Annotated in this window: 9 protein-coding genes; 5 read left to right on the top strand and 4 right to left on the bottom strand. The window is 72.3% G+C overall.

The window, feature by feature from the left end:
* Window positions 1–153: 153 nt before the first annotated feature.
* Window positions 154–1,227 (top strand): dihydrodipicolinate reductase, encoded by a 1,074-nt coding sequence (locus ACFWI4_RS29960; RefSeq protein ID WP_387202468.1) that lies wholly within the window; start codon window positions 154–156, stop codon window positions 1,225–1,227.
* 9 nt (window positions 1,228–1,236) lie between these two features.
* Window positions 1,237–1,716 (top strand): carboxymuconolactone decarboxylase family protein, encoded by a 480-nt coding sequence (locus ACFWI4_RS29955; protein ID WP_385404602.1) that lies wholly within the window; start codon window positions 1,237–1,239, stop codon window positions 1,714–1,716.
* A gap of 28 nt (window positions 1,717–1,744) precedes the next feature.
* On the opposite strand, the gene ACFWI4_RS29950 is transcribed toward ACFWI4_RS29955, so the two are convergent.
* Entirely contained in the window at window positions 1,745–3,388 is a 1,644-nt protein-coding gene (locus ACFWI4_RS29950; protein WP_387202465.1) for a GMC oxidoreductase, read from the bottom strand.
* 250 nt (window positions 3,389–3,638) lie between these two features.
* Between ACFWI4_RS29950 and kstD the strand changes: the two genes are divergently transcribed.
* The gene (gene kstD, locus ACFWI4_RS29945; protein WP_387202462.1) at window positions 3,639–5,441 is read left to right on the top strand and encodes a 3-oxosteroid 1-dehydrogenase; all 1,803 of its coding nucleotides are present in this window, start codon (window positions 3,639–3,641) and stop codon (window positions 5,439–5,441) included.
* Window positions 5,442–5,451: 10 nt separating this feature from the next.
* Here the strand turns inward: kstD and ACFWI4_RS29940 are convergent, their stop codons facing one another.
* Entirely contained in the window at window positions 5,452–6,648 is a 1,197-nt protein-coding gene (locus ACFWI4_RS29940) for a PP2C family protein-serine/threonine phosphatase (protein WP_387202459.1), read from the bottom strand.
* A 291-nt stretch (window positions 6,649–6,939) separates the two neighbouring features.
* Between ACFWI4_RS29940 and ACFWI4_RS29935 the strand changes: the two genes are divergently transcribed.
* Window positions 6,940–7,797, top strand: a complete 858-nt coding sequence (locus ACFWI4_RS29935; protein ID WP_387202456.1) for a DMT family transporter — start codon at window positions 6,940–6,942, stop codon at window positions 7,795–7,797.
* A 60-nt stretch (window positions 7,798–7,857) separates the two neighbouring features.
* On the top strand, window positions 7,858–8,589 hold the full coding sequence (locus ACFWI4_RS29930) for an HAD family hydrolase (RefSeq protein ID WP_387202453.1): 732 nt from the start codon (window positions 7,858–7,860) through the stop codon (window positions 8,587–8,589).
* A gap of 181 nt (window positions 8,590–8,770) precedes the next feature.
* Here the strand turns inward: ACFWI4_RS29930 and ACFWI4_RS29925 are convergent, their stop codons facing one another.
* Together ACFWI4_RS29925 and ACFWI4_RS29920 are read right to left on the bottom strand one after the other, a co-directional pair.
* Window positions 8,771–11,188, bottom strand: coding sequence for a SpoIIE family protein phosphatase (locus tag ACFWI4_RS29925; RefSeq protein ID WP_387202450.1), 2,418 nt, complete (start codon window positions 11,186–11,188; stop codon window positions 8,771–8,773).
* Between the two features lie 93 nt (window positions 11,189–11,281).
* Window positions 11,282–15,559 carry a HAMP domain-containing protein gene (locus ACFWI4_RS29920; protein WP_387202447.1) on the bottom strand — a complete coding sequence of 1,426 codons (4,278 nt, stop codon included), beginning with the start codon at window positions 15,557–15,559 and terminating at the stop codon, window positions 11,282–11,284.
* Window positions 15,560–15,968 lie beyond the last annotated feature (409 nt).

Below are 15,968 nucleotides of genomic sequence, written 5' to 3'. Positions count from 1 at the left end.
GGCCGCCGGGCCGCACCCGGCGCCGCCTCGCGGCGGCCGCGCGAGGCTCGGCGGCGCCGTCGTCCGCACGGCGACGGGGCCCGCGGGCGCGCGCCGGAATTCTCCCGGTCACGGCTATAGGAACCTGGAGGCCGTCTCGCTACCCTCCGCCGCATGATTTCCACGGTGGTCTGGGGTACCGGCAACGTCGGCCGCGCGGCCATCCGCGCCGTCGAGGCCCACCCGAAACTCGAACTCGTGGCCGTCCTCGTCCACGACCCCGCCAAGGTGGGCCGTGACGCGGGCGAGCTTGCCGGCCTCGGACACGGCCTCGGTGTCGCGGCGAGCGACGACATCGGGGCGGTCCTGGCCTCGGGACCGGGAGCGGTGGTCTACGCGGCCACCGGCGACATCCGTCCCGACGAGGCGCTCGACGACATCGGCAGGGCGGTCCGGGCCGGCGCGGTGGTCGTCACGCCCGCCCTGTATCCGCTCTACGACCAGCGCAACGCCCCGCCGGAGTTCCGGGACCCCGTGCTCGCGGCCGTCGCCGACGGCGGCGGCTCCCTGTTCGTCTCCGGGGTGGATCCCGGCTGGGGCAACGACGTCCTGCCGTTGCTGGTCAGCGGTCTGGGCAGCACCGTGGACGCCATCCGCTGCCAGGAGATCTTCGACTACTCGACGTACGAACAGGAGGAGTCCGTACGGTACCTGGTCGGGATGGGGCAGCCGATGGACTACGAGCCGCTGATGCTCGCCCCGTCGATCCCGACCATGGTGTGGGGCGGCCAGATACGGCTCATGGCGCGGGCCCTGGACGTCGAACTCGACGACATCCGCGAGACGTTGGAGCGGCGCCCGCTGAACGACACCGTGCACACCCGGACGATGGGCACGTTCGAGGCCGGTACCCAGGGCGCCGTCCGCTTCGAGGTGCAGGGGATCGTCGGGGGAGAGCCCCGGATCGTCATCGAGCACATCACCCGTATCCACGCCTCCTGCGCACCGGACTGGCCGTCGCCTCCGGACGGCGACGGCGCCCACCGGGTGATCGTCGAGGGGCGCCCGCGCATCGAGGTCACCGTCACGGCCACCGACGAGGGCGAGAACCGCTCCGCCGGGGGGAACGCCACCGCGGTCGGCCGTCTGGTCGGCGCCATCGACTGGCTGGTGGAAGCGGAACCAGGGCTCTACGACGCACTCGACGTCCCGCTGCGTCCCGCGGCCGGCCGACTCGGAAGGAAGTGACCCATGACCCTGCGCATCGACATCCCCGAGGGACAGGAACCGATCGGATACGTCTGGGGCGAGCTGGTGCCCGGCATCGGCATGGCCGCGGCGAACTTCTCCCTGTCGGTGTACGAGCACACGACGCTCGGCCTGCGCGAGTTCGAGGCCGCCCGGCTGCGCATCGCCCAGATCAACGGATGCCTGTTCTGTCTCGACTGGCGCACGGAGCGGGACGGCGACAAGGTCGAGGAGGGCTTCGCGGAGGCGGTGACCCAGTGGCGTACCACCGACGCGTTCGACGACCGGACACGGCTGGCCGCCGAGTACGCCGAGCGGTACGCACTGGATCACCACGGCCTCGACGAGGAGTTCTGGACCCGGATGACGGCGCTGTACAGCCAGCGGGAGATCGTGGAGCTGACCATGAGCGTCGGCTCCTGGCTGGCGTTCGGCAGGCTCAACCACGTACTGGGCCTGGACGCCGTGTGCGTGCTGCCGGCCCATTGAGCGGGTCCGGCCCCGGGCCGTGTCCGGACTAGAGGTCCACGGCGATGATGTTCTCGATGTTCCGTTCGGCGAGGGCGGTGATGGTGACGAAGGGATTGACGCTGGTGTTGCCGGGGATCAGCGCGCCGTCGATGACGTACAGGCCCGAATAGCCCTGGAGGCGGCCGTAGTTGTCGGTGGCCTTGTTCAGCACGGCGCCGCCGAGCGGGTGGTAGGTGAGATGGTCGCCCCAGATCTTGTACACGCCGAACAGATCGGTCCGGTAGATCGTCCCCTCCTTCGCGTTGATCTTGTCGAAGATCGTCTTCGCCATGTCGATGGCGGGCTGCTTCCAGGCGGTCTGCCAGTTGAGGTCGACGGAGCCGGTGGAGGCGTTCCAGGTGAACCGGGCGCGGTTCGGGTTCTTGGTGATGGACAGGTAGAACGAGGCCCAGGTCTCGATGCCGGTGGGCAGCGGGGCGACCTCGGCGAACGCGCCGCCCGCCGTCCAGTTGTCGATGCCTCCGCAGGGGATGCTGGCCTGGAGCGAGCCGGTCGGATCCCAGATCTGGTTCGCCCGGCCGCACATGACGTTGCCGTTGTCGCCCCAGCCCTGGCCGATCTCGCCGTTGAGCGCGGGCAGGGCGCCGGTGGCCTTCAGCTTGACCAGGAGTTTGCTGGTGCCGACGCTCCCGGCGGCGAAGAACACCCGGTCCGCGGTCACGGTCTTGGTGGCCGTGGTGTCACCGTTGGTGTTGATCTGGTCGATCAGGACCGTGTAGCCGCCGCCGGCCGCGGGCGCGACCGACGTGACCTTGTGCAGCGGTGAGACGGTGACCCGGCCGGTGGCCGCGGCCTGGGCGAGATAGGTCTTCTGGAGCGACTTCTTGCCGTAGTTGTTGCCGTAGAGGATCTCCCCGGCGAGGGCCGACTTGGGGACGGTGCCCGCCGCCTCCTGCTTCATGTAGTCCCAGTCGTACACGTCGGGCACGAAGACGAACGGGAAGCCGGAGCGCTGGGCCTGCTTACGGCCGACCCGCGCGTACTGGTAGCAGTCGGTGGTGTCGAACCACGCCGGGTCGATCAGGCCCGTGCCGAGCGTGGCGTTGGCGCGCGGGTAGTAGGTCGCGTACATCTCGTCGGCGTTCACCGACGGGAGGATGGCGCCGAAGTTCTCCCGCTTCGGGGTGACCGCCATGCCTCCGTTGACCAGGGAGCCGCCGCCGACGCCGCGGCCCTGGTACACGATGATCTGGCCCATCTCCTCGGCGTCCAGGACTCCGGTGTAGCGGGGGATGTCCTTGTCGATCGGGAAGCCGAGAAAGTTGCTCAGGGGCTGCTTGGTCCTGGTCCGCAGCCAGTACGAACGCTGGTCCGGGCTGGTCGTGTTGGCGAAGATCTTGCCGTCCGAACCCGGTGTGTCCCAGGCCATGCCCATCTCGACCATCTGCACGTCGACGCCCGCCTGGGCGAGCCGCAGCGCGGCGACGGACCCGCCGTACCCGGTGCCGATCACCAGGACGGGGACATGTGCTCCGGAAGGGATAGATGTGGCCGTCGCGGTGATCCCGGCGGGGGCCGCCACAGCGCGGCCGGCCAGACTGACCGCTCCAAGAATAGAACCTGTTCCAGCTATGAATCGTCGGCGCGAGACACCTCTGGAATCCTTTTCGTGCTGGTTGATGTCACCCACGTGACACTCCTCACTCTAGATGAGTGGGAACAGGTTCTACTGTTACCGGCTTGTCAAGTCACTACATACCGGTTGGTAACTTCTGTCCGATCTCAGGGTGATCGGCACGCTCTGGCCGACTTGCCCTTGACTTCACAAGACCCTCGCGCGACATTCCTGACGCCGCATCAGAACGCGTACGGCGGGGGCCGGAGGGTTCCCGGAGCAACGGAACGCCTCCCCTTCCCCCGCCCCGCTGGAGCGCCCTGCCATGTCCCCGAGCGCCGACCCCCTCGGACCCGACGACCCCACCCCCGCCACCGGCCCCTCACGCCGCAGCGTGCTGGGCACGGCCACCGGCGCCGCGCTCGCCCTCGCCGCGGGCGCCACCGGGACGGCCGGCTCCGCGGCGGCGGCCGACCTGCCCCTGCTCGGCACGTACGACGTCGTGGTCGTCGGCTCGGGAGCCGCGGGGATGACCGCGGCGCTCACCGCCGCGCACCAGGGACTGAGCTGCGTCGTCCTGGAGAAGGCGCCCACCTTCGGAGGCTCCGCCGCCCGTTCGGGCGCGGGCGTCTGGATCCCCTGCAACCCGGTGATCCTCGCCGCGGGGGTCCCCGACACCCCGGCGAAGGCCGCCGCCTACCTCGCCGCCGTCGTCGGGCCGGACGTCCCGGCCGACCGGCAGCAGGCCTTCCTCCGCCAGGGACCGGCCATGATCTCCTTCGTCATGGCCAACAGCCCGCTGCGCTTCCGCTGGATGGAGGGCTACAGCGACTACTACCCGGAACTGCCCGGCGGCCTCCCCGGCGGACGCTCCATGGAACCCGACCAGCTCGACGGCACCATCCTGGGAGCCGAACTCGCCCGTCTGAACCCGCCGTACATGGCCGTCCCGGCCGGCATGGTCGTCTTCAGCGCCGACTACAAATGGCTCACCCTCGCCGCCGTGAACGCGAAGGGCGCGGCCGTCGCCACCGAGTGCCTGGCGCGCGGCACCAAGGCGGCGCTGCTCGGCCAGAAGCCCCTGACCATGGGCCAGTCGCTCGCCGCCGGGCTGCGCGCGGGCCTGCTCGCCGCCCAGGTCCCGGTGTGGCTGAACACCCCGCTGACCGACCTGTTCACGGAGAACGGCACGGTCACCGGCGCGGTCGTCACCCGGGACGGCGCCGCCGGCCTGGTCAGGGCCCGGCGCGGGGTGATCGTCGGCTCCGGCGGCTTCGAGCACAACGCGGCCCTGCGCGCCGAGTTCCAGCGGCAGCCCATCGGGACCGCCTGGACCGTGGGCGCCAAGGAGAACACCGGCGACGGCATCCAGGCGGGCCGCCGTGCCGGGGCGGCGCTCGACCTGATGGACGACGCCTGGTGGGGCCCGGCCGTCCCGCTGCCCGACGAGCCCTACTTCTGCCTCGCCGAACGCACCCTGCCCGGCGGCCTGCTGGTCAACGCCGCCGGCGCCCGCTTCGTCAACGAGGCCGGGCCCTACAGCGACGTCGTGCACACCATGTACGACCGTGACCCGAGCGCTCCCGACATCCCGGCGTGGCTGGTCGTCGACCAGAACTACCGCAACCGCTACCTGTTCAAGGACGTCGCGCCCACCCTCCCGTTCCCCGACTCCTGGTACACCTCGGGAGCCGCGTACAAGGAGTGGACCCTGGACGCCCTCGCCGGCCGGATCGGCGTCCCCGCCGTCGCCCTGCGCACCACCGTCAGCCGCTTCAACGGCCTGGCCCTCGGCGGCAAGGACACCGACTTCCACCGCGGCGACAGCGCCTACGACCACTACTACACGGACCCGGCGGTCCTCCCGGACTCCTGCCTAGCCCCGCTGTGGCTGCCCCCGTTCCACGCCTTCCGGATCGTCCCCGGCGACCTCGGCACCAAGGGCGGCCTGCGCACCGACGCCCGCGCCCGCGTCCTGCGCCCGGACGGCACGGTGATCCCCGGCCTGTACGCGGCGGGCAACGCCAGCGCGGCCGTGATGGGCCACAGCTACGCGGGGGCGGGCTCGACGATCGGTCCCGCGATGACGTTCGGGTACATCGCGGCCCTCGACCTCGCGACGGCCTGACGGAGGCCGCTCAGCCGCCGCTGCCGGCGTCCGGCCCCGCCTCCCCGCCTGCGCCCGCGCCCCGGCCGTCCGGGCCGTCCCCGTCGCCCCGGCGGTCACCGCCGTCCCGGTCCTCCCGGACCTGCGGTGACAGCACCAGGATCGAGACGTCGTCGTTGATCGAGGCGGAGAAGCGGACGAGGTCCTCCCACACACGGTCGATCAGCACGTCCGAGGACTCCCCGGCGAACACGGCCAGCCGGTCGGGCAGCGGATAGAAGGCGCCGCCGGCGTCCCGGCTCTCGCTCACCCCGTCGGACGCCACGAACAGCCGGTCGCCCGGTTCCAGTTCGACCGTGCGTCCCTTCGGCGGGGACAGCTCGAAGAACCCAAGTCCCAGCGGGGACCCCGGCTCGGTGTCGAGTTCGACGGCCTTCGTGCCGCGCAGGAGCAGCGGCGCGGGGTGCCCGCAGGACACCAGCCGCACCGTACCGCTGCCGGGCGCGAACTCCAGGAGCAGCGCGGTGGCGAACAGCTCGGCGTGATCGACCGAGGCGGAGTCGACCACCAGCCTGCGGTCCAGCCGGGCCGCCGCGTCCTCCAGATCCCGCTGGTCGAGCACCGTCTCCCGGAACGCCCCGAGCAGCGAGGCGACCGTCCCCACGGCGGACAGCCCGTGGCCCTGGACGTCGCCCATCAGGGCCCGGACCCCGAAGGGCCCGTCACGCACGTCGAAGAAGTCGCCGCCGACCAGCGTCTCCTGCTGCGCGGGCTGGTACAGCCCGATGCAGCGGACCGAGCCCACCCGGTCGGGCAGCGGGGGCAGCACGGCGAGCTGGGCGGCCTCGGCCACCGAGCGCACGGTCACCAGATGGGCGTCCCTGCGGCTGCGGACGAGGGCCACGAACACGCTGAGGACGGCGATGAAGCTGATGGTCAGCAGGTCCGCGTTGCCCGGATGGTTCAGCCCGAGCGCGGGGATGTTCAGCAGGACCACGACGACCACGCCGAACCCGGCCGTCGCCAGGGGACCGTAGGAGAGCACGGCCAGGGACGGGATGGCGCCCAGCAGGAAGCCGATGTCGAGCGGCTCGCTGCTCACGAGCTCGCCCACGCACACGCCCACCAGCAGGACGGGCGGGAGCAGCCGCACCCAGCGCGGAGGGGGCGAGCCGCGCAGCCACCCCAGGCGGTCGTCCCGCTGACCTGGCGCGGCCTTCGTGCCCATGGCACTCCTCCCTTCGCCACCACGCTCCTCCCTTCCCCGCCGTCGCGCACGTTGATCGGCCGCGGGACGGGGCGGGGCGGGCGCGGGCACGGCGAAGCCCCGTCATCACGGGGATGGGATGACGGGGCTCCACCGGTCGGGTGCCCCGTCGCCCGTGTTTCATCCCGCCCGCGTTTCGTCCCTCCGGTGTTCAAGGCCGCCGTCGTACCGTCCGGCCGGCGGTTCGTCCGGCCGGCGGTTCGCCCGCGGCCCGGGGAGGCCCGGACCCGCGTCCCGGGGCATGGTGGAGGGGTGACCGGACTGGCCGTGCTGTTCGCCCTCCTCGGGGCCGCGAGCAACGCGGCGGGCACCGCGTTCCAGCGCAAGGCGGCCCGCCGTCTCACCGAAGGCGGTGGCCTGCGGCTCATCGTCCGGCTGGCCCGCCAGCCCGCCTGGCTCATCGGGATCGGCGGAGTGATCGGCGCGGCGCTCTTCCAGGCCCTCGCGCTGGCGAACGGGCCGCTGTCGCTGGTGCAGCCCCTGTTCATCCTGGAGCTGCCCTTCGCCCTGATGATCGCCGTCCCGCTGCTGCACCGCCGTCTGTCGCGCGCTGCGTGGCAGGCCGTCGCCGGAGTCGTGGCCGGCCTCGGTCTTGTCCTGCTGTCGGCCGCTCCCTCGGGAGCACGGTCCGAGGCCCCCATGGAGCGCTGGATCCCGGCCCTGATCGTGTGCCTGGGGGCCGTGGCCGTCGCGGTCGCCGTGGCCCGCCCCGGGCGCCCCCCGCTCTTCCGTGCCGCGGTCCTCGGCGCGGCCTCGGCGATCAGCAACGCGCTGACGGCCGCCCTGCTCAAGTCGGCCGTGGGCACGCTCCAGAACGAGGGGTTCACCGCCTTCCTCGGCGTGTGGCAGACGTACGGATTCGCCCTGACCGGGATCGCCGCGGTCCTGCTGCTGGAGAACGCCCTCCAGGCCGGCCCGCTGGCCGCCTCGCAGCCCGCGCTGACCATCGGCGACGCCACCCTCAGCCTGGTGCTCGGCGTCACGCTGTTCGGCGAGACCGTCCGCACCGGCTGGTGGCTGCTCCCCGAGCTGGTCGGCGCCGGACTCGTCCTGTGGGGCGTCCTGCGGCTGACCCGGGTGGTGCCGCACCTCGCCGACATGGCCCACTGACGGCCGACGGACGACTGGCCGACACTCGCTCGATTGGTGACTGCCGGGACTGGACAGACCATGGTGGTGACGAGTCGGATCGAGAACGTTCGGGAACTGGTCGCGCGGACGCGGTACGTCGTGTTCGGCTTCGACGGTCCGATCTGTCAGCTGTTCTCCGGCCCCTCGGCGACGGCCGTCGCGCGAGCCCGCCAGGACCGGCTGACGGAGCAGGCCCTGCGCGCCCCGCTCACCGGGGCACAGCGCGGTCCCACGGATCCCGGCCCCGCCCTGGCCGGGGCGGCCGGCCGGCATCCCGGCGCCGAGGCCGCCGCCGGGTTCGAGGAGTGGCTCACCCGGGCCGAGCTGGAGGCGGTGCGCACCGCGATGCCGACCGCGTACGCGGACCCGCTGATCCACACCTGGGCGGCGGTCGGGGCGAGGCTCGCCGTGGCGACGGGCACCTCGGCCCGGGCCGTCACCGCGTACCTGGACGGGCGGGGGCTCACCGCCCGCTTCGGCCCGTACATATATGGCCGTACGACGGACCCGGGAACGCCCGTGCCCCGCGCGGCGGCCCTGGAGCGGACCCTGGATCTGGCCCTGGGCGCCATGGGCGCGGAACCGGACGCCTCGCTGATGATCGGGGCCACGCCCGCCGACCACACCGCCGCCCACCGCTCCGGGATCCGCTTCCTCGGATACGCCCGCCGTCCCGCCCGGGCCCGGGCCCTGGAGGAGGCGGGCGTCCCCGCGCGGTGCGTCACGGACTCCCTGGAGCCCCTGCTGCGTGCCCTGCGCGAACGCCCCTGAGCCGGCCGCTCCGCCATACGAGCGGAAAACCGGCCGGAAACCCGTGTGCATGCTTCCGTGAACCCGGGGCACCAGCATCCTGGGACAGCTCGGGAAGCTACCCCCCTGGCGAAACCCGAGCTGTACGGCCCCGCAGGCAGTCACTCCCCCCGGCTGCCCGCGGGGCCGCATCCGTTCCGCCCTACTCCACCCGGATCCCGACGATGCAGGTGTCGTCGTCGGTGTCGGACCTGCTGTAGGTCAGCAGCCGGTCGAGCTGGTGGTCCAGCGTCCCCGACGTCGTCCGGGCCGCGGTGAGCAGCTGGCGCAGCGACACCTCCATCGTGCGGTCACGCCGCTCGACCAGACCGTCGGTGTACATCAGCAGCGTGTCGGAGACCTCCAGCTGCACCTCGTCCTCCTCGAACACCGCCTCGGGGACGGCGCCGAGCAGGATGCCCTTGAGGAGCGGCAGCGGGGTGGAGTCCCCGTCCCGGACCAGGACCGGCGGCAGATGCCCGGCCCGCGCCCAGCGCAGCACCCGGCGGCGCGGATCGTAGATCCCGCAGACCGCGGTGGCGGTGATCCCGCCCGTCAGATGGTGCGCCACGATGTTCAGCCAGGTCAGCAGCTGCCCGGGCCCCGCGCCCGTCACGGCCAGTCCGCGCAGCGCGTTGCGCAGCACCACCATGCTGGTCGCCGCCTCGATCCCGTGACCCGCCACGTCGCCGACACACAGCAGCACCAGGCCCGACGACAGCACGACGGCGTCGTACCAGTCGCCCCCGACGAGCTGCTCGGTCTCCGCCGGCCGGTAGCGCACCGCCACGTCGAGGCCCGGGGCCCGCAGCGGCGCCTGCGCCGGCGGCATGATCGCGTGCTGGAGCTGGAGGGTGAGCCGGTTCCGCTCGTGCGCCTGCTGCTCGGTGTGCGCCAGCTGGTCGCGGGTGACGGCCAGCGCCACCTCGGTCCAGTGCTGAGCCGAGATGTCCTGATAGGCCCCGCGGACCGTGAGCAGCCGCTCGTCGGCGTCCAGCACCGGCTCGGCCACCACCCGGATGTGCCGGGTCACCCCGTCGGGACGCTGGAGCCGGAACGCGGCCGTGGCCGGCCGGCGATGGTGCAGCACGGTCCGCAGGAAGCGGCCGATGGTCACGGCGTCGTCCGGGTGGGCGTGCGCGGCCAGTTCCTCCAGCGGGACGGGAGCACCCGAGGGGGAGCGCCCGTACAGATCGAAGAGCGTCTCGTTCCAGATGGTCTCGCCGGTCAGCAGGTTCTCCTCGAACCCGCCGATCCTGCCGAGCCGCTGGGCGTGCTGGAGCAGACTCGCCAGCCGTGCCGTCTCGTCCTCTATGCGCCAGATGAGCAGCACGGTCCCGCCGTGCCGGCTGACGCTGATGTCGGCCACGGCCGACAGCCGCACCTGGTCGACCAGCGCCGTCAGGTCCATCCGCCGGGCCCGGAACGGCTCCCCGGTGGCGTAGACGCGCTCCACGCACGGGAACAGGCCGCTGTCCCCGGCGGCCAGCGGATAGGCCTCCAGCAGCAGCGCGCCCTGGACCGTTCCGCGTGGCCGGCCGGCCGGATCCTGGAAGCGCCCGTTCACATGGCGGATGCGGAAGTCGGCGAGCTGCCCCTGGGCGTCGAGCTGGGGCACCAGGACCAGGGCCGGATCGTGCAGCCCGTCCACCAGGCCGATCAGCTCGCACTCGTCCGCCGTGCCCCGTACGTCCGCGCAGTCGCCCGGCAGCGCGTGCGTCTCCAGCGTGTGCGAGCACAGCTCGGCCAGCGCCTCGACCTGACGGACCACCTGCGGTGACTGGGGGGCGAGGGCGGAGGGCCAGGCGATCTCCAGGACACCGTGGATCCGCCCCCCGGACCCGGCCGGTACCGCGACCCGGCCGCCGTCCGGATGCTCCGCGTGCCCGATGGACGGCAGCCCGGTGCCCGAAAGCGAGCCCGCCCAGTGCGCCGTACGGTCGGACAGCGCGCGGCGGGCCATCGTCGCCACGCCCGGCGGGACGTAACGCCAGCGCCGGGCCTCGGCCGCGGAGAACCCCGCGCTGCCCGCGAGGGAGAGCGAACCGTCCGCGTCCGCGGCCCAGATCGCCACCGCGACCGCGCCGAGCGGGGTCAGCGCGTGCTGGAGCAGGGAGTCGGCCACCGCCTGGGTGTCGCCGGCCGCCAGCGCGCCGCTCTCGGCCGCGCGCAGCCGCACGGCGGGAGCGTCGTCCCGCGGCGGACGCTCCGCCGTGGCGGAGAGGAGGGTGCTCGTCACCTCCGACAGCCGGTCGTGGGCCGCCTGGTTGATGATCTCGACAGCGAGCTGGAGCTGCGGCACCGTGGACTGCTCGGCCAGCTCGGTGAGCTGGCGGGCGGCCTGCGCCGGTCCGCAGCCCAGTCGCTCGACCAGGATGCCCTTGGCCAGCTCGATCAGGGCCCGCCCGTCCGCCTCGGCCTGCGCGGCCCGCACCTCGCGGCGCAGCCGCTCGACGGTGGCCGCGAGACGGCCCACCGGAGACGTCGGGGCCACGCCCGGGCGGTCGCCGGTCCGCCCGGCGCCGGTGACGCCGTCCGTGGAGCCGGGGACGTCCGGGCCGGTCGCGTCGGGAGTGTTCATCGTGCGGCCGCTCCTCGGCGGCGGCCCCGGGCAGGGCGGGGGAGGGGCGGATGCCCGGCCGGACGGCCGCGGCGGAGGGACCGGGGTCTCATGTCACTCCCCGAGCCAGCGTCGGACGCACGCGATCAGGTCGTCGGTGTCGACCGGCTTGGTGACGTGGTCGCTGGCACCCGACAGCAGGCTCTTCTCCCGGTCGCCGGGCATGGCCTTCGCGGTCACCGCGATGATCGGCAGGTCCGCGTACCGGGGCATCTTGCGGATCTCGGCGGTCGCGGTGTACCCGTCCATCTCGGGCATCATCACGTCCATCAGGATCAGCGCGACCTCGGGCCGGCTCAGCAGCGTCTCGATGCCCTTCCTGCCGTTCTCCGCGTGCAGCACCTGGAACCCGTGCAGCTCCAGGATCCCGCTCAGCGCGAAGAGGTTGCGGGCGTCGTCGTCGACGACGAGCACCGTACGGCCCTCGAAGGCGCTGTCGATCGGGCGGGCGGGCCTGCTCCTGGCCTCCTCGGCCCGGACCAGCGGCACCACGTCGCCCGGCTGGTCCGCGGACAGGTGCAGCGCGATCCGCTCGCGCAACTCGTCCAGACTGGACAGGAATTCCAGCGACCGGGCGCCCGAGCGGGTCTGGAGCGCCTGCTCCTGGGCCAGGTCGACACGGCTGCCGTTGTGGATGAGGACCGGCACCGTCGCGAGCGCCGAGTCGCCCTCCACCGCTTCGAGGAACCGGGCCGACTCGCCGTCGGGCATGCCGAGTTCCAGGACGACGCAGTGCCAGGGCTCCGCGGCCAGGGCACTCGCCGCCTCCTGTGCCCCGACGACGGTGACGACGTCGACGCTGTCCCGCGCGTCGCCCTCGTCACGGCTGCGGGCCACGTCCCCGACCGCGCTCTCGGCCACCAGCGTCAGCAGCCCCCGCGGCCGCTCCTCGACGACCAGCAGCCTCCTCCGCCGGCGGCGGGGCAGGCCGGTCTGACCGGCGCCGCCCTGCCGCGGCTCGGTGTGCGCCGCCGTGCCCTCGTCCGGCGCCGGCTCGGCGGCGCGGCCGCCGGCCAGCAGCTCCTCGAACTCGGGCCGGGCGACGGGGAGGAAGAGCGTGAACGTACTGCCCTGACCCGGGGTGCTGTCCACGGTGACCGCCCCGCCGAGGAGATGGGCGATCTCCCGGGTGATGGACAGCCCGAGCCCGGTGCCGCCGTACTTGCGGCTCGTGGTGCCGTCGGCCTGCTGGAAGGCCCCGAAGATCGTCTCCAGCTGCTGTTCCGGGATGCCGATACCGGTGTCCTTGACCCGGAAGGCCGCGACCGTGCCGCCGCGCCGGACACCCGCGGGGATCTCCTGGTCGGCCGCCGGTTCGATACGCAGCTCGACCCGGCCCCGCTCGGTGAACTTCACCGCGTTCGACAGCAGGTTGCGCAGCACCTGCCGCAGCCGGGAGTCGTCCGTGAGCAGGTCCACCGGGGCACCGGGAGCCGTGCTGACCGTGAACTCCAGGCTCTTCTGCGAGGTCATGGGACGGAAGGTGGCCTCGACGTACTCCAGCAGCTGCCGCAGCGGGACCCGTTCGGGGGTCACGTCCATCTTGCCGGCCTCGACCTTGGACAGATCGAGGATGTCGTTGATCAGCTGGAGCAGGTCGGAGCCCGCGGAGTGGATGATGCCCGCGTACTCGACCTGCTTCGCGGTGAGGTTGCGCGAGGGGTTCTGCGCGAGCAGCTGGGCCAGGATGAGCAGGCTGTTGAGCGGGGTCCGCAGTTCATGGCTCATGTTGGCCAGGAACTCGGACTTGTACTTGGACGCCAGCGACAACTGCTGCGCCCGCGCCTCCAGTTCCTGCCGGGCCTGCTCGATCTGGAGGTTCTTCGCCTCGATGTCACGGTTCTGGGTCGCGAGCAGGGACGCCTTGTCCTCCAGCTCGGCGTTGGAGCGCTGGAGTTCGTCCTGCTGGACCTGCAACTCCTCCGAGCGTGCCTGGAGTTCGGCGGTCAGCCGCTGAGACTCGCCCAGCAGCTCGTCGGTACGGGCGTTGGCGACGATGGTGCTGACGTTGACGCCGATGGTCTCCATCAGCTGTTCAAGGAAGGTCCGGTGGCTCTGCTTGAACCGCGTCACGGAGGCGAGCTCGATGACGCCGAGCACCTGCTCCTCCACGACGATGGGCAGCACCACCAGGGCCGTGGGCGCGGTCCGTCCGAGTCCCGAGGAGATGGTGACGTAGCCGGGCGGCACCTCGTCCACGGTGATCGCCCGGCGGCTGCGGGCGGCCTGTCCGACGAGCGAGCGGCCCAGCGGGATGCGGGTGGGACGGCCGTCCTCGTCGGGATAGCCGTACGACCCGACCAGCCGCAGCTCCGTGCCCTTCGCGGTCTCCTCGGCGAGGTAGAAGGCACCGTACTGGGCGGCGACCAGCGGGGTGAGCTCGTCCATGATGAGGTCGGCCACCACGTCCAGGTCGCGGTACCCCTGCATCAGACCGGAGATCCGGGCCAGGTTGGTCTTGAGCCAGTCCTGCTCCTGGTTGGCGCGCGTGGTCTCGCGCAGCGACTCCACCATGGTGTTGATGTTGTCCTTCAGGTCGGCGACCTCGCCCGAGGCCTCGACCGTGATGGACCGGGTCAGGTCGCCCTCGGCCACGGCGCCGGTGACCTCGGCGATCGCGCGGACCTGGCGCGTGAGGTTGCCGGCCAGTTCGTTCACGTTCTCGGTCAGCCGCTTCCAGGTGCCCGAGACGCCCTCCACCTCGGCCTGGCCGCCGAGCCGGCCCTCGCTGCCGACCTCGCGGGCGACGCGGGTGACCTCGGCGGCGAAGGCGGAGAGCTGGTCGACCATGGTGTTGATGGTCGTCTTGAGTTCGAGGATCTCGCCGCGGGCGTCGACGTCGATCTTCTTGGACAGGTCGCCCCTGGCCACGGCCGTCGTCACCAGGGCGATGTTGCGGACCTGGCCGGTGAGGTTGTTGGCCATCGAGTTGACGTTGTCGGTGAGGTCCTTCCAGGTGCCCGCCACGTTGGGCACGTGCGCCTGGCCGCCGAGCCGTCCCTCGGTGCCGACCTCGCGGGCGACGCGGGTGACCTCGTCGGCGAACGCGGACAGCGTGTCGACCATGGTGTTGATGACGTCGGCCAGGGCCGCGACCTCGCCCTTCGCCTCCACGGTGATCTTCTGCGAGAGGTCGCCGCGGGCCACCGCGGTCGCCACCTGGGCGATGGAGCGGACCTGACCGGTCAGGTTCGACGCCATCACGTTGACGTTGTCGGTGAGGTCCTTCCAGGTGCCCGAGACACCCCGCACCGTGGCCTGCCCGCCGAGGTTGCCCGCGGTGCCGACCTCGCGGGCGACACGGGTGACCTCGTCGGCGAACGCCGAGAGCTGCTCGACCATCGTGTTGATGGTCTCCTTCAGCTCCAGGATCTCGCCCCGGGCGTCCACGGTGATCTTCTGCGAGAGGTCGCCCTTGGCCACGGCCGTGGCCACCTGGGCGATCGAGCGGACCTGGGCGGTGAGGTTGCCCGCCATGAAGTTCACCGAGTCGGTGAGGTCGCGCCAGGTGCCCTTGACGCCCTTCACGTCCGCCTGGCCGCCGAGTCGTCCGTCGGTGCCGACCTCGCGGGCGACGCGGGTGACCTCGTCGGCGAAGGCGGAGAGCTGGTCGACCATCGTGTTGATGGTGTTCTTCAGCTCCAGGATCTCGCCCCGGGCGTCGACGGTGATCTTCTGGGACAGATCGCCCTGGGCCACCGCCGTGGTCACCTGGGCCACGTTGCGGACCTGGGCGGTGAGGTTGCCCGCCATGAAGTTCACCGAGTCGGTGAGATCACGCCAGACGCCGCCGACCCCGGGAACCTGGGCCTGGCCGCCCAGGCGTCCGTCGGTGCCGACCTCGCGGGCGACGCGGGTGACCTCGTCGGCGAACGCGGACAGCTGGTCGACCATCGTGTTGACGGTCTCCTTCAGCTGGAGGATCTCGCCGCGCGCGGGCACGTCGATCTTCTGCGAGAGATCGCCCTTGGCGACCGCCGTGGCCACCTGCGCGATGTCACGGACCTGGGTGGTGAGATTTCCCGCCATGGCGTTGACGGAGTCGGTGAGGTCGGCCCAGGTGCCCGAGACGCCCGGCACCTCCGCCTGGCCGCCGAGCGTGCCCTCCGTGCCCACCTCGCGGGCCACCCGGGTCACCTCGGAGGTGAACACCGACAGCTGGTCGACCATGCCGTTGAAGACCGTGGCGATGTCGCCCAGCAGACCGCCGGCCTCGTCGGGGAGCCGGGTGCCGAAGTCGCCGTCGCGGACGGCGGTGAGGCCGGCCAGCAGCTGCCGCAACTCCTGCTCGCCCGGGGTCCGTACGGACGTCCCGCTCGCTGCCCTGCTCATGGCCACCCTCGTTCCGCTCCCCTGGAGTCCCGTGACACGGAACTCGGAACCGCGCCGGGCCCACGGACGGTCCCCCGCCTGCCCGTGGGATTCCCGCAGATCACGGGTCATCCCGTCATGAAAATACGCCGCAGGCTAACCCAGACAAGCAGGACGGAACAAAGTGCGGGAAGGAATTCTCCGGCGGCCGGAAAATGTGGCCGGAGACAGGAATGACCCGGAGTGAAGTGGATACACAGGACCCTCTCGGTCCGGGCCGCACCGGCCCCGTACGCGAAATCCCGTCGGCCCCCACCCGGAGCGGAGTCCGGGGCGGGCCGACGGGTTAGGCGCGGGGCGGTGACGTGGGGGGGCGCGGGGGGTCAGGCGACCCCGGGATCGAGCAGCCCGGCGCGCCGCCGCATGATGA

Source organism: Streptomyces sp. NPDC127038 (assembly GCF_042725875.1).
Classification (GTDB): Bacteria; Actinomycetota; Actinomycetes; order Streptomycetales; family Streptomycetaceae; genus Streptomyces.
Note: the sequence above shows the minus strand (reverse complement) of the source record. Positions and strands in the feature narration are given on the sequence as shown.

Excerpts from the sequence above, each read along its gene's own strand:
- ACFWI4_RS29960 (WP_387202468.1), top strand. The coding sequence starts at position 154 with ATGATTTCCACGGTGGTCTGGGGTACCGGCAACGTCGGCCGCGCGGCC.
- ACFWI4_RS29925 (WP_387202450.1), bottom strand. The coding sequence starts at position 11,188 with ATGAACACTCCCGACGCGACCGGCCCGGACGTCCCCGGCTCCACGGAC.
- ACFWI4_RS29940 (WP_387202459.1), bottom strand. The coding sequence starts at position 6,648 with ATGGGCACGAAGGCCGCGCCAGGTCAGCGGGACGACCGCCTGGGGTGG.
- ACFWI4_RS29930 (WP_387202453.1), top strand. The coding sequence starts at position 7,858 with ATGGTGGTGACGAGTCGGATCGAGAACGTTCGGGAACTGGTCGCGCGG.
- kstD (WP_387202462.1), top strand. The coding sequence starts at position 3,639 with ATGTCCCCGAGCGCCGACCCCCTCGGACCCGACGACCCCACCCCCGCC.
- ACFWI4_RS29920 (WP_387202447.1), bottom strand. The coding sequence starts at position 15,559 with ATGAGCAGGGCAGCGAGCGGGACGTCCGTACGGACCCCGGGCGAGCAG.